A 20,928-nucleotide genomic window follows, 5' to 3' on the forward strand; every position below is an offset into this window, starting at 1 on the left:
CAGCGCGATGCTTCATGGTGACGGTCTCTGTCATGCCAGCAGCCCCTCGCATTCGCTTTTCTCGTGCGCAGTCCCCAGCAGACTGGCGATGGTGCCGCATAGATCAAGCTGCCGGGGTCGGGCCTGGGCGTCATGGCTGAAGGCATGGCCTGCCACAAACAGCGGTATGTCCCGTTCTTCCGGCAGAATGCCGCTGTGACTGTTATCCCGGTTCATGCCGTGATCACTGGTGATCAGCACCTGATATCCTTCATCCAGCCAGCGTGGCAGGTAATCAGCCAGCAGCAGATCGAAACGCCGGGCGCTGTTGCGGTACTGGCGCGAGTCCAGGCCGAACTTGTGGCCGGCATCATCGGTGTTCATGGGGTGGATCAGCAAAAAGTCCGGGTCGAACCGGGTTCTGAGGATCTCCGCGTCCTGCAGCAGGTGGCAGTCCGGGTAGTGGTCCTGAGAGTAGAACAGCCCGTACTGGATTGGCAGTTCCGGATCCAGGGTGAAGCGATCCCGCACCGGTTCATAGGGGGCCCGGTTATACAGTTCGCTGACCCAGTGATAGGCTGCCGCCGCCGTGGTCAACCCCGCCCGGCGTGCCAGATTGAATATGCTCTGCTGGTTGCTCAGCCGTGCCATGTCGTTGTTCAGTATGCCGCTGTCCACCGGCCGGGTGCCGGTGAGAATGCACTCGTAAAGGGGGCGGGACACTGCCGGCAATTCGCACTGCATCTTGTAGCCGGTCAGGCGACCGGCTTCGTTCAGACCCTGAAGGTAGCCCAGGCAGTCCCGGGCAACCTCGTAGGCCAGGCCGTCTATCACGACCAGTATGACCTTGTTCATAACTTACCTCTGCTGGTGGATCAGCACGGCTGACTGCCACTGGCGGGAAAGGGTGCGGGTGCTCTTCTCCCAGGCATCATGGTCGGCAATGGGACGTGCTGCGGCATACATGTCGTTGGGCAGCAGCTTTTCCTGTACATCGGCGGGCAAGGTGACGGTGCTGCGGATGGGGCGGGCATAGCCCCGGGCCAGGTTGATTTGGCCCGCATCGCTCAGTATGTATTCCCGGGCCAGCTTGGCGGCATTGGGGTGTTTGGCATATTTGTTGATGATGGTGGCGTAGCCGGAGATCAGCGAGCCGTCACTGGGGATCACCACGGTGAAGCGGTCACGGTCGATTTGATCCCGATAGTTGAGTGCATTGAAATCCCACAGTATTGCCATTTCCACTTCGCCTTTCTCCAGGTTGGCGATATTCGGGTCGACCGGTGACAGGCGGTCCTGCCTGGCCAGCTCGGCAAACAGATTCAGGGCCGGTTTAATATTGGACTCGTTCCCGCCCCGGGCGAAGGCGGCCGCCAGCAAGGCGCTGTTGGCCTGGGCGGCAACACCGACATCACCGACGGTGACCTGATAGTCCCCGTCCAGCAGTTCCTGCCAGGAGGTCGGCGTCTTTTTTACCAGCTCGTTGTTGACGATAAAGGCGATGGTACCGGTGTAGCCCAACATCCAGTGGCCGTCCTTGTCCTTGGCCCAGTCGGGGATCTCGTCCCAGGTGGTGGGCTTGTAGGGCTGGGTGACCCCCTGGCGCACGGCGATGGGACCGAAGGCGGCACCCACGTCACCGATATCGGCGGTGGCATTGTCTTTTTCGGCAGCGAACTTGGCGATTTCCTGGGCGGAGCTCATATCGGTATCCTGGTGATGGATGCCATATATTGCATCCAGATCCCGCCAGGTATCCTTCCAATTGGCCCAGCTGTCGGGCATGCCGACACTGTATACCTTGCCTTCAGCGCGGGCCTTGCTTTCCAGCTCGCTGAGTTCGGTGGCCAGCACCGGGGTGGTGCCGAGGGCCAGGGCAAGCAGGCTTGAGGTTTTCAGTATGCTTTTCATCGGTTCCAATCCTCTGGACTAGGTCAGGTTCGGGGTCGATGTTAGAGGGGTATTGTGTCAGTTTTAAGGCGGTTTTATGGCGATCTTATGTATAAGTGTTTATTTTTTATACATAACCAGGGTCATTTTGCTGTCATAAACCAGTGCAAAGCTAGGATGAATGTTTATTGGACTAGACCAAAAGAGATGGGCGAACAAAGGACAACTCAAAGTGCAACCATTATCCATACCCTGCGGCAACAACTGGCCAGCCAGGCGTTGGTGCCCGGCAACAAGCTGCCGGCGGAGCGGGAGCTGGCAGACTTGTTTGCTACCACCCGGATCACGGTGAAGGAGGCGCTGCATACCCTGGAAGCGGAAGGGCTGATTTATCGGGAAGAGCGACGTGGCTGGTTTGTATCCCGGCCCCGGTTGGTCTATAACCCGGCCAGCCGCTCCCATTTTCATACCCTGGTGGCGGCCCAGAACCGGGTCGCCAGCACCCGGGTGCTGGGTTGCGAAACCGTATTGGCCCCCGCCGAATTGGTACCCGAGATGGCGTTGGCGCCACTCAGCCGGCTGACCCGTATCCGCCGGGTGCGCAGCATCGATCAGCGGCCGGTACTGTACGTCGAGCACTACCTTATCCCCGACTATTTCCCGGCTATTGCCGATCAGGATCTGAGCCAGTCACTGACCAGACTGTATGAAATTCAATATGGATTGCACTACGGCCGTTCCCGGTTTGATATCTGTCCCACTGCCGCCTGTGGTGAGGCGGCGCGGACGCTCAGCCTGGCCGAAGGCAGCCCGGTGCTGGCGGTGACCCGGGTCAACTATGATCAGCATGGCCGCATTATCGACTGTGATCGGGAGATATGGCGTCATGATGCGGTACGTATCCGCATCGACAGCCATCAACGGAATTCCGGTAGCCCTGGCTCACGATCAGGGTCCTGACGGGCCTTGGGCCAGCTCGCCGGTCAGCAGCCTGGCCAGCGGCTGCCGGCTGCGGAACAGGTTGGTCCGGCGGCCTTCCCGGGTCAGGTAGATATGTCCGTCCGCCCCCAGGGCGACGCCCTCGAACTGTCCTCCTTCGTCGAGGATGAAATGACGGCCCTGCCGCTCGATGACGTGTCCGTCCCGCACCGGGTACAGCCAGAGATAGGCCCGCCGGTCCAGCCAGTTGCGGCCATAGCCCAGCAGTATCAGGGTCTGGCTGTCGGCGTCATAGTCGGCGGCGGTGACCAGCATGCGGGTATTCAGCCGCTGTTGCTCGGCCAGCGGCGCGGACGGCGTGGTCGGATCCAACTTATAGAGGGCGGTCTGCTCATCCAGCCAGCGTTTGGTCAGCAACCAGAGCTCGCCGTTGACCCAGGTCAGGGCTTCGGCATCAAAGTTGTGTTGATGCTGAGCGGGCATGAAACTGAGCTGCTCGGCATAGCGTACCGGCAGTATGCGGGAGAGGCTGGCCCCTCGCGTCTCGGCATCGAGCTGATAGATCACCAGATTCTGCCGATGGCCGCCATTGTTGCCGATATCGGCCAGATAGAAGGTGTCGCCGGCAAGCGTGATATCCTCCCAGTCGCGATTGTACACACCGGCCAGCGGCCATACCGCCAGGATCTGACCGGCCGCATCCAGCCTGAATAATTCCTCCTCGTTGCCGCTGTCGTTATGGCTGATAAAGCCGTCCCGCCAGGCGATCAGTCCCGAGGTCTCCGCCAGGCGGCCGGGAAAATCGGCGACCGGTAACAAGGCCAGGCGCGGGCTGTCGGCGGATGCGCAGCCGGACAGTAATATCAATGTCAGCAGTAGCGGAATGAGGTGCAATGGGTATCCTTTGGTTGAATCAGGTATGGGTGACGTAAAGACAGTACTTGCGTGGCGCGTACATGGTTGTCATTTCTGCGCGGTTTGGCAATACAATGGCTGTCCTTTTCTTCGCTTATTATCGATGCTATTCGGAGCATAACAATGGTTTTTAAGGACTGGTCGATATCGGCTGTCACCGCCGGTTTCCTGGCGGTGCTGATCTCCTACTCGGGGCCGCTGATCATCTTTTTCCAGGTGGCGCAGAGTGCCAATATAAACCATGAGATGATGGTGTCCTGGGTATGGGCCATTTCGATCGGTGCGGCGGTGTCGGGCATACTGTTGAGCTGGTGGCTGAAGGTACCGGTGGTGACCGCTTGGTCCGTGCCCGGTTCGGCATTGTTGATCAGCATGTTTCCCGACCTCAGCCTGAATCAGGCGGTGGGCGCCTATATCACGGCGGGACTGATCATTTTCCTGATCGGCATCTCCGGCTACTTCGATAAGTTGATGAGAGCGATACCCAAGGGGATTGCCTGCGGCATGATGGCGGGGATCCTGTTCCAGTTCGGCGTGGGGGCTTTTCAGGCGGTGGAGTCGATGCCGGCGCTGACTTTCATGATGATAGCCGCCTACCTGCTGCTGAAACGGCTGTGTCCTCGCTACTGCATGATATTGGTAATGCTGGTGGGGGTGATCCTGACCATGGGACTGGAGGGGGTCGATCTGAGCGGGTTTGAGTGGAGCCTGGCCGAGCCGGTGTTTATTCGCCCGGAATGGAGTTGGCATACCACCCTGAGTCTGGCCATCCCGCTGGTGCTGGTGAGCATGACGGGACAGTTTCTGCCCGGCATGGCAATTTTGCGCAGTTCGGGCTATCACACCAGGGCCACGCCCATCATAGTGGTGACTGGTGTCATGTCGATGGTGGTGGCGATGTTTGGCGGTATCACCATAGTGATTGCCGCCATTACCGCCGCCCTGTGCACCGGCAGGGAGGCTCATGAATCGCCGGATAAACGCTATGTGGCGGGCATCGCCAATGGCCTGTTTTATCTGCTGGGCGGCTGCTTTGGCGGCAGCATCATATTGCTGTTCACCGCCTTGCCGAAAGAGTTTGTGGCAATCCTGGCGGGATTGGCTCTGATCGGTGCCATCACCAGCAATGTGATGGGTGCCATCAATGACGCTGATCATCGGGAGGCGGCCATGGTGACCTTCCTGGCGACCGCCTCGGGCATGAGCTTCTGGGGGCTGGGGTCGGCGTTCTGGGGAGTGGTGCTGGGGGGCGCGACCTACCTGGTATTGCACAAGGTATACCGGTTGCCGGCCCGGGCCAGCCGCGGCTCGGCGCAGGTGGCGGACTCGTCTAAGGCACCAGACGACGGCGAGCCGAAAGATGTCTGATGCCTTCCAGCACCAGTAGTCCCATCGCCAGCCAGGTGGGGATATAGGTCAGCCACTCGTGGGGGGCTATGCTCTCGCCCAGCAGCAGGGCAACGCCTACCAGCAGCACCGGCTCCACATACCCGAGCAGGCCGAACAGGCTGAACACCAACATGCGGCTGGCCAGGGTATAGCAGACCAGTGCTGCGGCACTCAGTGCGCCCAGAACCAGGATCAGCGGATACAGCGTGGGCTGGGCCTGCAGGGTAACGCCGGGCGCGCTGGCCGCCACAAACCAGCCGGCGGCGGGCAGCATCAGCAGCATGTCCATCCAGAGCCCGCCCAGGTGGTTGTTGCCCAGCTGGCGCCGCAAGACAAAATAGAGCGGGTAACCGATGGCAACCACCAGGGTTTCCCAGGAAAATCCTCCTGCCCGGTATAGTTCATGCGTTACACCCAGGGTGGCACAGGCGACAGCCAGCCGCTGCAGTCCCGTTAACCGGTCCCGATAAAACAGCCTGCCGACCAGCACGATGACCAGCGGCATCAGAAAGTAGCCAAGGGACACCTGCAAGGCCCGACCGGCCAGCGGCGCCCACATAAACAGCCAGAGCTGAATGCCCAGCAAGGCGGATGATGCCAGCAGCCCGGCCAGCAATGCCGGGCGGGCGAGCAGTCGTTGTATCAGCTCCCTGGCCGCCTGCCAGTCACCGCTGTAGAGCATAAACAGGCTCAGGCAGGGAAAAGTCAGCAGCATGCGCCAGCCATACACGGCTTCGCCGTCGAGTGGCGCGAGCAGGCTGGTATAATAGTACAGCAGTGCAAACAGCAGGGAAGATAACAACGACAGCAACAGACCGCGGGACAAGGTTGGCTCCGTATGGGTGAGAAAGGGAAGGGTGCGCGCAAGTATAGGGCGGGTCCCTATAGAAATATATCGTGCTTAAGGTTTATTTAGGTTTTTAATGTCTGGTCAAACCGGTAGTAGCAGTGAAATAAACGGGTGAGTCGTGACGGAATTGACAGCCAATGCCGGTCGGCTATTGAAACCATTCGGGGATGGCGCTGATCAGGGTCTCGTGCATGCGTCGGGTATGGGAGCCGTACCAGTAGATGCGCCGGCAATTCGGGCAGCGGCGCACCTGTCCCGGCAGCATCCGGATCGATTCCGGCACCAGGGTGGCGGCTTCTTCGGCGGTAGCGGTACGCAACGGTTGGTTGCACAACAGGCAGCGGCTGAACAGCTCGGCAGGGGGATGCAACTGACAGGCGTCAATCACCTCCCGTAGTTGCAGCAGTGGCGCCTCGGCGACGAGCAGCAGGGGATGGTGGGGGCGAAGAAAGCGCACCAGGTGGTGATCCCGGGTGAGCAGCACCCGCTGTTCGGCATCGGCCAACGCGACCAGTTCTTTATCTTCGCCGGCGGGATCATAGAGGGTGTCGAAACCCAGTACCCGCAGCCAGCGGGCGAGCCGGCCCAACATGGCATCGGCGAGAAAGCGGGGAGTCGCGCCGGCCTCGTCCATGGCACGCTAGCGGGAGGAAGGATCGGCCGGTTTGACGGGCTGGAAAGTATGGAACAGACACCAGTAGCAATAGATCGCAAGACCTGCGGTGATCATGCCCCAGAGCTGGGCGCCGGACAGCCATTCATACAATGACCAGGCCAGGCAGAACAGGGTAACGGCAATACGCCGCCATAACGGCTGGAAAAAAATCAGATCCTTTTCTTTCATGGTGGTGGTTCTCCAGTACACACTCAATGGCAGTTAACCATCATTCAGTCCTGCTGTCGAATGTGTGTTTCACTTTTGTGATCTTTGAAAAGGAACTTGGGATGATCCCACACAACCTGGGTCATGACATACCGCCGTTACTGCCCGAAGAACTGATCCAAACCCTGGCCGGCAATGACCAGGTTCGTATTGAGCGTATCGTCTCCCGTGGCCATGCTTCGCCCGAAGGCTTTTGGTACGATCAGGATGAGCATGAATTTGTACTGCTGGTGCAAGGGGAAGCCGAGTTGGAGCTGCGGTCACCGGCAGCGCGGATCCGTCTGCAGGCAGGAGACTATCTGCTGCTTTCCGCCCATCGCCAACACAGGGTGAGCTGGACCCACCCCGGGCAGGACACTGTCTGGTTGGCGGTGTTTTATCCGCCGGCCGCCGCGGCCGGCGGAACCATGGCCCCCTAACGCAATCGCTGCAGCAAGGACTCCGTCGGATAGCCGTCGGCAGTCAATCCCAGGGACCGCTGGAAACGGCGGATGGCGCCGATGGAATTGGGACCAATCACGCCGTCGGCACCCTGGGTATCGAAACCGCGTTCAGTCAGGCGGCGCTGCAACTCGATCTTTTCGCTCCGGCTCAGTGCCCGCTCGTTCCTCGGCCAGGGGTGCAGGAATTCCCTGCCTCCGGCAATCCGATCGGCCAGATGGCCGACGCCCATGGCGTAGGAGGTGGCGTTGTTATAGCGGCGGATTACCTTGAAATTTTGGAAGATGGCAAAGGCCGGCCCCTGAGCGCCTGCCGGCACCAGGATGGCGGCCTCACCATGGTCGGGCAGAGCCCGGCCGTCGATGGTGGTAATGCCTTGGCTGCGCCAATAGGCTACCGGTTTCAGGTTGTTTTGATCTGCGTCCGAATAGTCGAAGCCGACCGGCAGCCTGACCTCGATTCCCCAGGGGGCTCCCTGTTGCCAGCCGAACCTTGCCAGGTAATAGGCGGTAGAGGCCAGGGCATCTGTGGGATCATCGGACCAGATGTCGCGCCGGCCGTCGCCGGTAAAGTCCTGGGCATATTGCAGATAGCTGGTGGGCATAAATTGCGTATGGCCCATGGCGCCGGCCCAGGAGCCGCGCATCCGCTCCACCCTGGTATCGCCGGATTGCAGTATTTTCAAGGCGGCGATCAGCTGTTCTTCGGCAAAGGCCCGGCGCCGGCCCTCATAGGCAAGGGTAGCCAGACCTTCGATAGTACTGGTGTTGCCGCGATAGGAGCCGTAATTGGTTTCCATGCCCCAGATTGCCAGCAGCACCTCGGCATCCACCCGATAACGCTGCTCGATGGCGGCCAGGGTGGTGCCCAGCTCGCGTAACTTCTGGCGTCCTGTTGTCACTCTGCTCTGGGAAACGGCGGAGTCCAGGTATTCCCAGATGGGTTTGGTAAACTCCGCCTGGCGACCGTCCAGACGCATGACTTCCTGATTGAGCCGCACATTGGCAAAGGCCTGGTCGAATACCTGTGGATTGATGCCGGCGGCCATGGCCTTGGCCCGGAAGCCGTTGCGCCACTGGGCGAAGGCGGCCGCGGTGGCGGGTGGAACAGGAGACAGACTGGGTGTTGGTCTGCTTGTTGAAGAGGGAAACTCGGCTTGGTTGTTGCTGCCATTGTGACTGGCACAACCGCCAATGAGGCCAGTCAGCAAAAATGCCCCAATATAGATAGGTTTCACGGTTTCTCCTGGCTCCGCTAGATATGTGCGGCAGCATATCCTATGGCAGTAAAAAATAAAGCCATATATCACTGAGTCCTGTTTCGGGAGATGGGTTAGCTACCAAAAGCAGCGAGCAGGGCGCATACTTCTTCATCGCTGACCTGGGGAAACTGTCGATACCACTGGCCCACCGAGTGAAAGCTGGCCGGGGTGATTAAGCAGACGAAATCGTCTACCTTTGCGGCGATGCGTTGGGCCGCCTCATGGGAGCCTACCGGAACCGCCACTACCAGGCGCCGGGGATGCAGCGAGTGCAGTGCCGAGACCGCCGCCGCCATGGTCGCCCCGGTGGCCAGACCATCATCAACCACAATCACCGTATGGTCGGCGACCTCAAGCGGTTGTGCCTGGCCGCGATAGGCTTTTTCCCGGCGGGCCAGTTCGGCGCTTTCCCGCTGGACCACCATCTGTATTTGTGCCGGCGTGATGTCACTGCTGCGCAGCAACTGATGGTTGAGCACCTGGGCGCCACCCGATGCAATGGCCCCCATGGCCAGCTCCGGGTGGTAGGGGAAGCCGAGTTTACGTACCAGCAGCACATCAAGCGGGGCATGGAGGGCCAGGGCTATTTCGTATGCAATAGGTACACCGCCGCGGGGCAGCCCCAATACCATTAATCGGGGCTGGTCCTGGTATGCGGCCAAGGCGCTGGCCAGGGCCTTGCCCGCCGCGCGTCTGTGCTCGAAGTGATGGTCCACAGTGTGTCCCTCTCAACTGGTGTGCGGTACCGACAAGCCGGCTTACCGTCGACTCTCCCATGATTTAACAGTAGCATCTGTTTATAATGCCCGTTTGCCCCGAGGCCGTTGTTGGGGGCGAGTCATCGATTTCAGTCAGGAGCATACCCTGTGAAGTGTCCATCTTGTCAGCAAGTTTTTCGGCCGTCCCAGGTGGTCGACTCCAGGGCCCATGGTGTGGACGTGCGTTTTGGCTGCCCTCATTGTCGGGCCAGGCTGGCGGTAAACGGGCGGGCAACCCGGATCAAGCTGATGGGCTTCGTGCTGATGATGGCGGGCTCGGGCGTCATGTTGTGGGCGCCCGAGCGCTCCTGGATATTCGGCTCCATGGTTTGTATCGCGGGGGCCGTGATGGCGTTCAGTGCCCGCCGCCGGGAACTAAGGCTGCAGTGGCTGGACAGACCCGGCAGCCGGGATAAAGGGTAACCCCTTGGGAAAACGGGCGAGGGTGCGACAATACCCTTGCTTCGGATATGGACCCTCTGGTCCATCGTTCAGGAGTAAAGCCTGTGTATCTGATACGGGACTATCATGAAACGGATTTAAGCCGCCTGGCACTGATCTACCGTGATGCGGTTGTTGCCCAGGGTGGCATGGGCTATAGCAGCGGGCAGGTGGCGGCATGGTCTGAGTTTCCCTGTCGATATGCCGATGAATTCCGGACCATGGTCGAGCGGGGCTATACCCGGGTGGTCTGCCGGCGGCAGACGCCGGTGGCCTTTGCCACCCTGTATCCTGACCATCACCTGGCGCTGCTGTATGTGCTGGCCGAACATAGCCGTCGGGGCCTGGCAGGCCGGTTATGTGCCGACATGCAACAAGAAGCCCAACGTCGGGGGGCTGTGAGGCTGACGACTGACGCCAGCCTGCTGTCCAGGCCGGTGTTTGAACGATGCGGATTCCAGGTGATGGAGCGGCAGGAGGTGACCCGGGATGGGCAGGTCTTTACCCGGTTTGCGATGGCCAAGCTGTTGAGGCTTCCTTAATTCGCGGCCATTAACTCTGGCATTACCCACCACACTTATTTTACCCCGACCGCTTATCTTGCTGGTGCCATCTGGCCATTTATTCCAAAATAGTGGCCACAGGGACAAGCCCGTTTATTTTTGGCGTAGAGGAGATCATCAGTGGCCAAGCCGAAAGACACCTATTATCTAACCGCCCATTGCACCGGCAGCCTGGGCACTGTCGATGTGGTGACCCGTTACCTGCGAGAGCAGGGCTGTTATGTGGTAGAAATGCAGACCTTTGATGATGTGGTCAGCAAGCACTTTTTTATCCGGGTCGAATTCAGGCCACCCGGGGAGCAGACCTTCGATGAAAGCAGCTTTAGGTCCGGCTTTGAATCGCGGGCCGGGACCTTCGCCATGCAATGGCAGCTGACCGCCACCAGCTACCGACCCAATGTGGTAATCATGGTTTCGAAATTCGATCATTGCCTGAACGACTTGCTATATCGCTATCGCACCGGACAGCTGGCCATCGAAATTCCCGCCATTATCTCCAACCACCCGGATCTGCAACGGCTGGCCGACTGGCACCATATTCCCTATTATCACCTGCCGGTAAGCGCCGACAACCGGGCCGAGCAGGAAGCCCAGGTGCTCAATGTGATAGATGAGTGCGAGGCGGATCTGGTGGTGCTGGCGCGCTATATGCAGGTGTTGAGTCCGGAAATGTGCGATACCCTCAACGGCAAGGCCATTAACATTCACCACTCTTTACTGCCCGGCTTCAAGGGGGCTAAACCCTATCACCAGGCTTATGACAAAGGGGTCAAGCTGGTCGGCGCCACCGCGCACTATATCAATAACGATTTGGATGAAGGCCCGATCATTACCCAGGGCGTCGAGGTGGTGGATCATAGCCATTATCCGGAGCAGTTGACCGCCAAGGGGCGGGACATCGAGTGCATTACCCTGGCGCGGGCGGTGCAATACCATATCGAGCAGCGGGTCTTCCTGCATAACGGCAAGACAGTGGTATTTACCAGTTAATCTCCCTACGTTGTTAACAATACTTTTTACCTGGCCGTCGGGCGCTGATATAAGCCCGGCGCGTTTTGTCGTGCCAAGATGATCCCATGGAGTGAATCAATGAAAAGAAATATCCTGGCCTGCAGTTTGGCATTGGCCCTCGCCGCCTGCGCCGGCACCGAGCCCGAGCAGCCTTTCACCCTGACAGTGGCGCATATCAACGACACCCACTCTCACTTCGATGCCACCCCGGGCGAGCTCCGCGTTGAGGGGCAGAACCTGTTTACCCGCTTCGGCGGTCATCCCCGGCTCTTGGCCCAGGCCAATCAATTGCGTCGGCAGGCCGAGGCCAGCGATCAAGGTCTGTTGTTCCTGCATGGTGGTGATGCCTGGCAGGGTACGGGCTATTTCAAACTCAACAATGGCACCATGAATGCGGATGTGCTGAGTCGTATGGAGCTGGACGCGATGGCCCTGGGGAACCATGAGTTCGATCTGGATAATGCCCGGCTGGCGGCCTTTATCGAACAGGTGAGTTTCCCCGTGCTGGCGGCCAACCTGGATGCCAGCGAGGACCCGCACCTGGCCAGCCAGGAAAACCTCAAACCCTATGTGCTCTACGCCTTCAGTGGTGTGGAAAAGCGCCGTATAGATAGCCTGGAAGAGGCGGATGACGATCCTGTGGTCGCGGTCATGGGTCTGGTGCTGGAAGATATGCCCGACATTTCTCCTCATGTCGGGGCATTGCGTTTCGAACGGGAAGTGGCGAGTGCTCAAAAAACCGTGGATACGCTGCAGGCCATGGGGGTCGATAAAATCGTCGCCCTCACTCACCTGGGCCTGGAACGGGATCAGAGACTGGCGCAAGAGGTGAACGGCATCGATCTGATCGTCGGTGGTCACTCCCATACCCTGATGGGGGACTTCAGTAACCTGGGGCTGGCCCGTGACGAACCCTATGCCAGGCAGTTCACCAACCCGGACGGTCAGGGTAAAACCTGTGTGGTGCAGGCCGGTCAATATGCCCAAGCCATGGGGCGGGTCGATATCACCTTTGACGGGCAGGGTCGGCTGGCAGCCTGTGGCGGGCAAAACACCCTGTTGTCGGATAACCGGTTTTATGACGATATCCGCCGGCAACAGCAAGACCGGCTCGATAAGCAGGCCGAAGGGCGGGTGCGCAATTTTGTAATGGCTCAGCCCAATATCGCCTTGGTGGAAGAGGATGCCGCCTTGCGTGAACATATAGACGGTCAATATCGACCCGCATTGGAGCAGGCCTATGGCGCCGTGATCGGCCAGGTGCCCGCCGCCCTGCAGCATGTACGCCTGCCCGGTGAAAAAGGCAGTGACCGTCATGGCTCAGATGTCGCTCCCCTGGTGGCGGCCAGCCAGCTGTATTGGGTGAATCGGCCCGAGGTACAGGCACTGACCGGCCGTCATATCGATTTTGCCCTGGTCGGCGCCGGCAGCGTGCGCAACAGCCTGGAGCAGGGAGAGTTCAGGGAGGGTAATGCCAGCCTGGAATTGCTGCCGTTTGCCAATGCCCTGAGTGTATTGTCGCTGACCGGTCAGCAAGTCGCGGCCCTGCTGATCGATGTGGTGAACCAGAGCCTGCCGGAAGGCGCCCATACCGGTAAGTTTCCTTACAGCAGTGGCCTGCGTTACCAATTCAACGAAACCCAGCCGGGTAAGGGCTATATCGGTCAGCTGGAATATCTCGCGGACGGCCAATGGCAGCGCATTCAGCCGAACAAGCTCTATCATGTGGTGATGAGCAGCTACAGCGCCTCGGGCAATGACGGCTGGGAAGCCCTGTTCCGGGCCCAGGAGATATTGTCCGACCGCCTGGATCTGGCCTACGTCAACAAGCGGTTGACCCTCTTCCCTGTGGCGCGCTTGAGCAAGACCGCGGAGGGCAAGGTGCAGGTGCATTATGCCAACGGTGCCCTGGACTGCAGTGCCGACGGCGTACGTTGTAATACCGACGCCCAGGCCTTTATCGATTATGTCCGCGATCAGCGCCCGGTGCTGACTCCGCTTGCCGAGCCTACCGTTACCCTCAACCGGTTGTAAGGTGCGCCCCATCGGGCGCCGTTAAAAACGGGAGCAGAGCCGGTAGCGCCTATTCGCGGTACCGGCTCAAGTTTATCAAGTACCGCGAATTTTACCCGCAGGGAAAGCCCCGCTGCGTGCCTGTTCGGTAAGGTTCTGGGTACCACATGTAGTTTATTGCGATGCCATCTGCTATTTTTTTTCTTTTGCAATAGAGCACTTACCACGAGTTGGATTCATTCGAAACCTATTGATTGTAAAGGCTTTCTTGAAAGCTTTAATGGCTTTATTATCCGTTTTCCCGATAGATGTTAGACTGACTTTGAGACTCTTTTGAGTTTTCATCATTTAGGAGCAATTATGACCAGATGGGCTATTTTTACGGAACACCGGGCTGTGGTTGGCAGAACAGCCGAATGGTGCCGGCAAGCCAATATCCGGTTCGCCTCCCTGTTTATTCTCCTCTTTAGTTTGTTTGGTCTGGTTTCGTCACCGAGGGCCGCCGAACTGGCCGTCCCCACGGGCCCGGTAGTGTTCTCCGTTACCGGCCAAATCCAAGTGCGTAATGCCGGTGATCAGGCCGACTTTGACTATCAGCTGCTGCAGAGCCTGCCGCAAAATGAGATTCGTACGGGTACCCCTTGGACCGATGGCGAGCATGTCTACCGCGGGGTCCTGCTCAGCGATTTGCTGGCGCGGGTGGGGGCCCGGGGCAAGATCATGCGGGCCAACGCACTCAATGACTACCATGTGGACATTCCTCTTCAGGGGCTGCGTCACTATCCCGTGCTGTTGGCCACCCATCAGGACGGTAAAAAGATGCGCATCCGGGATAAGGGCCCGGTGTGGATAATCCTGCCGCTCAAGGATTATCCCGAACTCAACACCAAAAGGCACCACGAAACTATGGTGTGGCAACTGCGCAGCCTGGATATCCGCTAAATCATGACACACCTCAAGCTGGTGCTGCTGCTTGTTATCTCGCTTGTTTTCGGGGCGAGCTCCATCTATAGCTATAACCGTGATATCGAGGTGGTGCGCTTTGTTTCGGGCACCGTCAAGGGGATTGGCTGGGCTTCCTCAGAGCTTGAAATGGAACTGCTCAAGTTTGACCATGCCCTGGAGCAGCTGGCCTCGGGCGCGGCCGGCGTTGATAACCTGCAGCTGCGTTTCGAATTGTTGTGGAGCCGTATCGATGTCCTGCAAGAGGGGAAAGAAAGTGCTCCCCTGCGTGAGCGGCCCGAGGCCAAGGCACTGTTGGATGCGTTGGAGGTACTGCTGATCCGGCTGGACGAGCGGGTATTCTCCCTGCAGGGCGGTGATATCGAGGGCATCAGGGCGATCCAGCGGGAGCTGGCGACCTTTCGTCAGCAGGCCCGACAATTCAATGTCAGCAGCTTCTCGGGAAGCGATCCCTGGCGCCAGCTTGACGTCACCCATAACCTCAGGGTTCATTCCCTGGGCTACCTGGGTGGTCTGTTGTTGAGTGGTGGGCTGATGTTGTTCCTGCTGTTCCGGGAAAATCGCCGCAACCTCCACCTGGCTTATCACGATGCGTTGACCGGCCTGCCCAATCGGGCGCATTTCTACCAGCAGATGGAACAGGCCATCGACAGGACCAAGCGGGAAAAGGGCAAGCTCGCCGTGCATATGATTGATCTCAATAATTTCAAGGAGATCAATGACGGGCTCGGCCATGAAACCGGGGATCAGCTCCTGTGTATCGTGGCTGAACGGCTGCATCGTTGTGTGAATAATACCGGTACCATAGCCCGTATCGGTGGTGACGAGTTTATCGTTATCCAGGAGCGGGTGAGCGGCCCCGATGATGCGCTGCAGATGGCACTGCGCCTGCGACATGCCCTGAGTCGGGAAGCAGAGATGAAAGGTGCCCACTTGACGCCCTTTGCCAGCATAGGTACCAGCCTCTATCCCGATCACGGCCAGGAAGTGGTCGGCCTGCTCGGTCATGCGGATACGGCCATGTATTATGCAAAGACCGTCAAGAATGGCTCGGCCCGACTGTTTACCACGGATATGGATGAACAGCGCTTGCGTCGCCAGAGGATGGCGGTGGCGTTGAAAAGGGCCCTGGAGTCCGACCAGTTGTGTCTGCATTACCAGCCTATCTTCAGGCTGGATTCACTTGAAGTCGAGTCGGTTGAGGCCTTGTTACGCTGGCAGCCATCGGATTATGGCCGAGTCAATCCGTTGGAGGTCATCCAGGTGGCCGAGCAGCATGGTCTGGCTCAACAGTTGAACGAATGGGTGTTGAATACGGCCTGCCGGCAGCTGGCCTATTGGCATGAGGCGGGATTTAGCCAGCTCAAGGTGAATGTCAATATCAGCCCCAATATCTTTGCCGGCGGCCAGCTGGCCAGTACGGTGGCGAGTACCCTGGCGGCGACCGGGGTACCGGCCGACAGCCTGGTATTGGAAATCACCGAGGATACCAGCCTGTGGGACACCTCCAGTTCCCTGGAGACCCTGGCATCATTGCGTGAACTCGGGGTGGGCATCGCCCTGGATGACTTCGGAACCGGCTATTCTTCTTTCAGTCATTTGCGGCAGTTGCCGATCAACAAACTGAAGATAGACAAATCCTTTGTGCAGGATTTGCCGACCGACCCCAAGGCCGTCAGCCTGGTGAAAACCATCATCGAGTTGGCTCATAACCTGGGAATGAAGGTGACCGCCGAGGGCATAGAAGAGGAAAGCCACCTCCGCATCCTCAAGCAGTTGGGCTGTGATCTGGCCCAGGGCTATTTTTTAACCCGTCCGGCGGCCGCCATTCTGATGACCCAGTATCTGAAGGCCCGGCCCTTGATTCTGCCGCCAGCCGATCGGGACAACCAGATGCGCTAATGCCTGGCTCCGCCTCCGGCAAGGAGGCGGCGGCTGTTGGCCGTTTTCCTCCGCTATCCGTATTTTCATTCCCCTCCTTATATTCCCTGCGGTCGCGCCTCCCACAAGGCCTCCTGCAGGGATGGTCATCAAATATTCGAGTGGGCTCGCCTTGTTTGTCGACAGATATTGCTTGTATTCCCATTTTTCCTGCTACTTTAAAGTTAAGCTGTTTTTTTTGTCGACAAATTGCATGGCTGTCTTGAGTGAAGATCTCACCCCCAGGCTGGTGGAAGCCGTCGTCAACGGCGAACTGACACCGGGTACCAAGCTGTCTGAGCCCGAGCTGGCGCGCCGCTTCGAGGTGGGACGGGGATCTGTGCGCGAGGCACTGCTACGGCTGGAAGGGCTGGGCCTGGTGGAGCGTCTGCCCCGCCAGGGTGCGCGGGTGGTATCACTGACGCCCGAGGGGTTGACCGAGCTGTTTGCGATCCGGGAGGCCCTGGAAGGTATGGCCTGCCGACTGGCGGCCGCGGCCATTACCCCGACCGAGGCCGATGCGTTGACCTGTCTGCTGGACCAGCATCAGCACTATGTCGACAGCCAGGATAGTTATCAGCGTCAGCAAGGGGAGGAGGATTTCCACTATTTGCTGTTCAGGGCCAGCCACAATCACATGCTGGTCACCCTGTTGGGCGATGAGCTTTACCAATTGCTGCGCATGTACCGCCATCGCCTGTCTTGCCGCCATTCGGATCCCCGGCAGGCGCTGCTCGAACATCACCAGATCCTCAATGCAGTATTACAGGGGGATGGCGAGTTGGCGGAGCTGCTGATGCGCCGGCACGTGGCCCGCAGCCGCCGGCACCTGCTGGCGCAATTTCAGGAGGAAAGGCAATGAAGCACAGTTTGTTTCAGGCACTGAAAGACCCCCGGCCGCTGCCCATCGTCGGGGCCATCAATGCCTACAGCGCCATGCAGGCCGAGCAGGCGGGGCACCGGGCCCTGTACCTGTCCGGTGCCGGAGTGGCCAATGCCTCTTTCGGCCTGCCGGATCTGGGCATGACCAGCCTGAGCGAGGTGCTGGAAGATGCCCGGCGGATCACCGGGGCCTGTGACCTGCCTTTACTGGTGGATGTGGATACAGGGTTCGGCGGTGCCTTCAATATCGGACGTACGGTCAAGGAAATGGAGCGGGCCGGCGTCGCCGCCATCCATATTGAAGATCAGGTAGCCCAGAAACGCTGCGGCCACAGGCCCAACAAGGCGATTGTCACCCAGGCGGAGATGGTGGACAGGATAAAGGCGGCGGTGGATGCCAGAATCGATCCCCAATTTGCCATCATGGCGCGTACCGATGCATTGGCGGTGGAGGGCATGGCCAGCGCGGTGGCGCGGGCCCAGGCCTGTGTCGAGGCCGGTGCCGATATGATCTTCCCGGAGGCAATGGAAAGCCTGGAGCAATACCGCAGCTTTTGTGATGCGGTCAAGGTGCCGGTACTCGCCAATATTACCGAATTCGGCAGGACCCCGCTGTTCAGCCAGCGGGAACTAGCCGCCGTCGGGGTGGCCATGGTGCTCTATCCGCTGTCGGCCTTTCGCGCCATGAGCCGGGCCGCCGACACCGTCTATCGCCATATTCTGAGCGAAGGCGAGCAGAGCGGTCTGCTCGCGCAGATGCAAACCCGTGAGCAGCTCTATCAGACCCTCGACTATCATTGCTATGAAGCCAAGTTGGATGCCCTGTTTGCCCAAGGAGGAAAAGATGAGTAATTCAGAAGGACTGCGCGGCCAGACTGCCGGTCAGACTGCGCTTTGCACCGTCGCCCAGAGTGGCTCGGGTCTGACCTATCGCGGCTACGACATAGAAGATCTGGCGGCCAAAGCCCAGTTTGAAGAAGTGGCGTTTCTGCTGTTGAAAGGCAATTTGCCCAATCAGGGTGAACTGGCTTCATTTAAATCCCGGTTGCGGGCCAATCGGGGCCTGCCGGCGGCGCTGCGCACCGTATTGGAGCAAATCCCGGCCTCTGCCCATCCGATGGACGTACTGCGTACCGGCTGTTCCATGCTTGGCAACCTGGAAACCGAGCTGAAATTCAGCGAGCAGCAGGACGCGGCCGAACGCCTGCTGGCGCTGCTGCCGGCCATCCTCTGCTATTGGTATCGCTACACCCACGACGGCCTGCGTATCGAGACCGCGCTCGATGACGACAGCATCGGTGGCCACTTCCTGCATATGTTGCGTGGCAAGACCCCCCCCGAACTGGATGTTAAGGTGATGCACTGCTCATTGGTGCTTTACGCCGAGCACGAGTTCAATGCTTCTACCTTCTCCTCCCGGGTATGCGCCTCTACCCTGACCGACCTGCATTCGGCGGTGACCGCCGCCATCGGCACCCTGCGAGGACCCCTGCACGGCGGTGCCAACGAAGCGGCCATGGCCATGATAGAGCGGTGGAGCACTCCCGAGCAGGCCGAGGCCGAATTGCTGGAGATGCTCAAGCGGAAGGAAAAGGTCATGGGCTTTGGTCACGCGGTCTACAAGGTAAAGGATCCGCGCAATGCCCTGATCAAGGAGTGGGCCAGGCAGTTGGCTCAGGCGGCAGGTGATCGTGTGCTCTACCCGGTGTCGGAGCGGGTGGAAGAGGTGATGTGGCGGGAGAAAAAGCTGTTTGCCAACGCCGACTTCTATCACGCCTGCGCCTATCACTTTATGGGCATCCCCACCAAGCTGTTTACGCCGCTCTTTGTGATGAGCCGGGTTACCGGTTGGTCGGCGCATATCATGGAGCAGCGGGATCATAATCGCATCATCCGCCCCCGGGCCGATTACGTGGGGCCGGGTCATCAGGACTGGTTGCCGATAGAAAAGCGCTAGGATCAGTGATTGGGGAGCCGGGATGGGTGATTGAGAGCTCGAATGCCAACTCCCCATTCCCTGATCCCAGTTCAAATTAAGAGGATACCAAGTTGAGCGCCAATTTCGATCTTAACCAGAGACCCGAGCCGGATCCCCTGCTGGTGGCCATCGCCGACTATGTGGTCAACTCCGATATCGCCTCCACCGAGGCCTACAATACCGCCCGCAACTGCCTGATGGATACCCTCGGCTGCGGCCTGCTGGCCCTGCGTTTCCCCGAATGCACCAAGCATCTGGGCCCCCTGGTGCCGGGTACTTGGGTGGAGCACGGTGCCCGGGTGCCCGGTACGTCTCACGAGCTGGATCCGATGACCGCGGCCTTCAATATTGGCTGTATCATCCGCTGGCTGGATTTTAACGACACCTGGCTGGCGGCAGAGTGGGGACATCCTTCCGACAACCTGGGCGGCATCCTGGCGACGGCCGATTACCTGAGCCGGGTCGCGGTGGCCCAGGGCAGGGCGCCGCTGACCATGAAGGAGGTGCTGACCGCCATGATCAAGGCCCATGAAATCCAGGGGGTGTTGGCGCTGGAAAACAGCTTCAACCGGGTGGGCCTGGATCACGTGCTGCTGGTACGGGTGGCATCTACCGCCGTAGTGACCCGCCTGCTCGGTGGCGGCCGCGAGCAGATTGTCGATGCCCTGTCCCAGGCCTGGGTAGATGGTTGCGCCTTGCGCACCTACCGCCATGCTCCCAACGCCGGTTCGCGTAAATCCTGGGCTGCGGGGGATGCCACCGCCCGGGCCGTGCGGCTGGCGATGATCACCATGAAAGGGGAAATGGGCCTGCCCTCGGTGCTCAGTGCACCCAAATGGGGTTTTTACGATGTGCTGTTCAAGGGGAAGGCATTCCAGGTCAAGCAGCCCCTGGCCAGCTATGTGATGGAAAACGTGCTGTTTAAAATCAGCTTCCCGGCCGAGTTCCACGCCCAGACTGCGGTCGAATGCGCCGTGAGTCTCCATCCGCAGGTGAAAGACCGCATCGACGACATAGACCGCATCCAGATAACCACGCATGAGTCGGCTATCCGAATCATCTCCAAGGTGGGGGCGCTGGCCAATCCCGCCGACCGGGATCACTGCCTGCAGTATATGGTCGCCGTGCCCTTGCTCTATGGAGATTTGGTGGCCGAGTATTACGAGGACAGTTTCCATCTGGGAGATGCCCGCATTGACTGGTTGCGCGACAAGATGGAAGTGGTGGAAGACGCCCGTTACAGTACCGAATACCTGCAGGCAGACAAGCGCGCCATTGCCAACGCCATACAGATCTTCTTCAAGGACGGCACCAGTACCGAGAAAGTCGAGGTGGAATATCCCATCGGTCATCGGCGCCGTCGAGACGAGGGTATTCCCGTGCTGGAACGCAAGTTTATGCGCAACCTGCAGACCCGCTTCCCGGAAGGGCGTTGCCGGCAGATCCTGGATTTATGTCTCGATCAGCAGCGCCTGGAAGCCACTCCGGTCAATGCATTTATGGAACTATTCGTGATTAACTGAGGCGTTGCCCTGTTCGCCAGCCGGTATCCCGGGAGCATGATGGTTCTGGCCCGGGGTACTTGCATGCTTAGCCGTTTTCCCCCCGACTGGGCTCCGTATTGCTCCTTTCCCTCCATTGCCTGTCCGCCTGACATCCACCGTTAAGGCAAGAAAGCCCCGATTTTGCTGAATCCAGCTATCGCTGGTGGTTAATTATTATCTTGTTGATTTACAAATAAATTAAATTGGTTTTTGGCCATTTCAGGCAATAGGTTGATGAGTGTGGTTTTGTGATGTCCATCACAAAATTATTTATTGAGAACAAAACCAATAACATTGTTAACGATAAT

The 20,928-nt window shown here is 59.1% G+C and carries 21 protein-coding genes; 13 read left to right on the forward strand and 8 right to left on the reverse strand.

Going from position 1 to position 20,928, the window contains the following annotated elements:
• Window positions 1–30: 30 nt before the first annotated feature.
• Both DCS96_RS02125 and DCS96_RS02130 read right to left on the reverse strand, forming a co-directional pair.
• Complete coding sequence (locus tag DCS96_RS02125) at window positions 31–834, reverse strand: alkaline phosphatase family protein (protein WP_116472707.1); 804 nt, start codon at window positions 832–834, stop codon at window positions 31–33.
• A gap of 3 nt (window positions 835–837) precedes the next feature.
• Complete coding sequence (locus DCS96_RS02130; RefSeq protein WP_116472708.1) at window positions 838–1,890, reverse strand: ABC transporter substrate-binding protein; 1,053 nt, start codon at window positions 1,888–1,890, stop codon at window positions 838–840.
• A 186-nt stretch (window positions 1,891–2,076) separates the two neighbouring features.
• Between DCS96_RS02130 and DCS96_RS02135 the strand changes: the two genes are divergently transcribed.
• Window positions 2,077–2,829 (forward strand): UTRA domain-containing protein, encoded by a 753-nt coding sequence (locus tag DCS96_RS02135; RefSeq protein ID WP_116472709.1) that lies wholly within the window; start codon window positions 2,077–2,079, stop codon window positions 2,827–2,829.
• Here DCS96_RS02135 and DCS96_RS02140 read toward each other — a convergent pair.
• The gene (locus DCS96_RS02140; protein WP_116472710.1) at window positions 2,818–3,702 is read right to left on the reverse strand and encodes an SdiA-regulated domain-containing protein; all 885 of its coding nucleotides are present in this window, start codon (window positions 3,700–3,702) and stop codon (window positions 2,818–2,820) included. The two genes, DCS96_RS02135 and DCS96_RS02140, sit on opposite strands and share 12 nt — an antisense overlap.
• Before the next feature lie 144 nt (window positions 3,703–3,846).
• Between DCS96_RS02140 and DCS96_RS02145 the strand changes: the two genes are divergently transcribed.
• Window positions 3,847–5,091: a benzoate/H(+) symporter BenE family transporter gene (locus DCS96_RS02145; RefSeq protein ID WP_198649899.1), complete on the forward strand. Its 1,245-nt coding sequence runs from the start codon at window positions 3,847–3,849 to the stop codon at window positions 5,089–5,091.
• Here the strand turns inward: DCS96_RS02145 and rarD are convergent.
• From rarD to DCS96_RS02160, 3 genes are all read right to left on the reverse strand, one after another.
• Window positions 5,054–5,938, reverse strand: coding sequence for an EamA family transporter RarD (rarD, locus tag DCS96_RS02150; protein WP_116472711.1), 885 nt, complete (start codon window positions 5,936–5,938; stop codon window positions 5,054–5,056). The genes DCS96_RS02145 and rarD overlap by 38 nt on opposite strands.
• Before the next feature lie 172 nt (window positions 5,939–6,110).
• A complete protein-coding gene (locus tag DCS96_RS02155) occupies window positions 6,111–6,596 on the reverse strand; it encodes a Mut7-C RNAse domain-containing protein (protein ID WP_116472712.1) in 486 nt (161 codons plus the stop codon).
• A gap of 6 nt (window positions 6,597–6,602) precedes the next feature.
• Window positions 6,603–6,806 carry a hypothetical protein gene (locus tag DCS96_RS02160; RefSeq protein WP_116472713.1) on the reverse strand — a complete coding sequence of 68 codons (204 nt, stop codon included), beginning with the start codon at window positions 6,804–6,806 and terminating at the stop codon, window positions 6,603–6,605.
• A gap of 101 nt (window positions 6,807–6,907) precedes the next feature.
• Between DCS96_RS02160 and DCS96_RS02165 the strand changes: the two genes are divergently transcribed.
• Window positions 6,908–7,264 carry a cupin domain-containing protein gene (locus tag DCS96_RS02165; RefSeq protein ID WP_116472714.1) on the forward strand — a complete coding sequence of 119 codons (357 nt, stop codon included), beginning with the start codon at window positions 6,908–6,910 and terminating at the stop codon, window positions 7,262–7,264.
• Here DCS96_RS02165 and DCS96_RS02170 read toward each other — a convergent pair.
• Both DCS96_RS02170 and DCS96_RS02175 read right to left on the reverse strand, forming a co-directional pair.
• Window positions 7,261–8,523, reverse strand: coding sequence for a lytic murein transglycosylase (locus tag DCS96_RS02170; protein WP_116472715.1), 1,263 nt, complete (start codon window positions 8,521–8,523; stop codon window positions 7,261–7,263). The two genes, DCS96_RS02165 and DCS96_RS02170, sit on opposite strands and share 4 nt — an antisense overlap.
• A gap of 95 nt (window positions 8,524–8,618) precedes the next feature.
• Window positions 8,619–9,263, reverse strand: coding sequence for a phosphoribosyltransferase (locus tag DCS96_RS02175; RefSeq protein ID WP_116472716.1), 645 nt, complete (start codon window positions 9,261–9,263; stop codon window positions 8,619–8,621).
• A gap of 150 nt (window positions 9,264–9,413) precedes the next feature.
• Between DCS96_RS02175 and DCS96_RS02180 the strand changes: the two genes are divergently transcribed.
• The 10 genes from DCS96_RS02180 (at window position 9,414) to DCS96_RS02225 (ending at window position 20,599) form a co-directional block, all read left to right on the forward strand.
• A complete protein-coding gene (locus tag DCS96_RS02180) occupies window positions 9,414–9,728 on the forward strand; it encodes a hypothetical protein (RefSeq protein ID WP_116472717.1) in 315 nt (104 codons plus the stop codon).
• A gap of 83 nt (window positions 9,729–9,811) precedes the next feature.
• Complete coding sequence (locus DCS96_RS02185; RefSeq protein WP_116472718.1) at window positions 9,812–10,288, forward strand: GNAT family N-acetyltransferase; 477 nt, start codon at window positions 9,812–9,814, stop codon at window positions 10,286–10,288.
• A gap of 141 nt (window positions 10,289–10,429) precedes the next feature.
• A complete protein-coding gene (gene purU / locus DCS96_RS02190) occupies window positions 10,430–11,299 on the forward strand; it encodes a formyltetrahydrofolate deformylase (RefSeq protein ID WP_116472719.1) in 870 nt (289 codons plus the stop codon).
• Between the two features lie 99 nt (window positions 11,300–11,398).
• Complete coding sequence (locus DCS96_RS02195; RefSeq protein ID WP_116472720.1) at window positions 11,399–13,354, forward strand: bifunctional metallophosphatase/5'-nucleotidase; 1,956 nt, start codon at window positions 11,399–11,401, stop codon at window positions 13,352–13,354.
• A 339-nt stretch (window positions 13,355–13,693) separates the two neighbouring features.
• Window positions 13,694–14,275, forward strand: a complete 582-nt coding sequence (locus DCS96_RS02200; protein ID WP_116472721.1) for a molybdopterin-dependent oxidoreductase — start codon at window positions 13,694–13,696, stop codon at window positions 14,273–14,275.
• A gap of 3 nt (window positions 14,276–14,278) precedes the next feature.
• Window positions 14,279–16,198: a putative bifunctional diguanylate cyclase/phosphodiesterase gene (locus tag DCS96_RS02205; RefSeq protein WP_116472722.1), complete on the forward strand. Its 1,920-nt coding sequence runs from the start codon at window positions 14,279–14,281 to the stop codon at window positions 16,196–16,198.
• Window positions 16,199–16,430: 232 nt separating this feature from the next.
• Window positions 16,431–17,078 (forward strand): GntR family transcriptional regulator, encoded by a 648-nt coding sequence (locus tag DCS96_RS02210; protein ID WP_116474496.1) that lies wholly within the window; start codon window positions 16,431–16,433, stop codon window positions 17,076–17,078.
• On the forward strand, window positions 17,075–17,950 hold the full coding sequence (gene prpB / locus DCS96_RS02215) for a methylisocitrate lyase (protein WP_116472723.1): 876 nt from the start codon (window positions 17,075–17,077) through the stop codon (window positions 17,948–17,950). Before DCS96_RS02210 ends, prpB begins: the two co-directional genes overlap by 4 nt.
• On the forward strand, window positions 17,943–19,055 hold the full coding sequence (prpC, locus tag DCS96_RS02220; RefSeq protein ID WP_116472724.1) for a bifunctional 2-methylcitrate synthase/citrate synthase: 1,113 nt from the start codon (window positions 17,943–17,945) through the stop codon (window positions 19,053–19,055). The genes prpB and prpC overlap by 8 nt, the downstream gene beginning before the upstream one ends.
• Before the next feature lie 92 nt (window positions 19,056–19,147).
• Window positions 19,148–20,599: a bifunctional 2-methylcitrate dehydratase/aconitate hydratase gene (locus tag DCS96_RS02225; protein WP_116472725.1), complete on the forward strand. Its 1,452-nt coding sequence runs from the start codon at window positions 19,148–19,150 to the stop codon at window positions 20,597–20,599.
• Window positions 20,600–20,928 lie beyond the last annotated feature (329 nt).

Source organism: Zobellella maritima (assembly GCF_003075035.1).
In the GTDB taxonomy this organism is placed as follows: Bacteria; Pseudomonadota; Gammaproteobacteria; order Enterobacterales; family Aeromonadaceae; genus Oceanimonas; species Oceanimonas maritima.

Excerpts from the sequence above, each read along its gene's own strand:
- DCS96_RS02210 (WP_116474496.1), top strand. The coding sequence starts at position 16,431 with ATGGCTGTCTTGAGTGAAGATCTCACCCCCAGGCTGGTGGAAGCCGTC.
- DCS96_RS02125 (WP_116472707.1), bottom strand. The coding sequence starts at position 834 with ATGAACAAGGTCATACTGGTCGTGATAGACGGCCTGGCCTACGAGGTT.
- prpB (WP_116472723.1), top strand. The coding sequence starts at position 17,075 with ATGAAGCACAGTTTGTTTCAGGCACTGAAAGACCCCCGGCCGCTGCCC.
- DCS96_RS02165 (WP_116472714.1), top strand. The coding sequence starts at position 6,908 with ATGATCCCACACAACCTGGGTCATGACATACCGCCGTTACTGCCCGAA.
- DCS96_RS02195 (WP_116472720.1), top strand. The coding sequence starts at position 11,399 with ATGAAAAGAAATATCCTGGCCTGCAGTTTGGCATTGGCCCTCGCCGCC.
- prpC (WP_116472724.1), top strand. The coding sequence starts at position 17,943 with ATGAGTAATTCAGAAGGACTGCGCGGCCAGACTGCCGGTCAGACTGCG.
- DCS96_RS02205 (WP_116472722.1), top strand. The coding sequence starts at position 14,279 with ATGACACACCTCAAGCTGGTGCTGCTGCTTGTTATCTCGCTTGTTTTC.
- DCS96_RS02135 (WP_116472709.1), top strand. The coding sequence starts at position 2,077 with ATGGGCGAACAAAGGACAACTCAAAGTGCAACCATTATCCATACCCTG.
- DCS96_RS02155 (WP_116472712.1), bottom strand. The coding sequence starts at position 6,596 with ATGGACGAGGCCGGCGCGACTCCCCGCTTTCTCGCCGATGCCATGTTG.
- DCS96_RS02160 (WP_116472713.1), bottom strand. The coding sequence starts at position 6,806 with ATGAAAGAAAAGGATCTGATTTTTTTCCAGCCGTTATGGCGGCGTATT.
- DCS96_RS02145 (WP_198649899.1), top strand. The coding sequence starts at position 3,847 with ATGGTTTTTAAGGACTGGTCGATATCGGCTGTCACCGCCGGTTTCCTG.
- DCS96_RS02200 (WP_116472721.1), top strand. The coding sequence starts at position 13,694 with ATGACCAGATGGGCTATTTTTACGGAACACCGGGCTGTGGTTGGCAGA.
- DCS96_RS02130 (WP_116472708.1), bottom strand. The coding sequence starts at position 1,890 with ATGAAAAGCATACTGAAAACCTCAAGCCTGCTTGCCCTGGCCCTCGGC.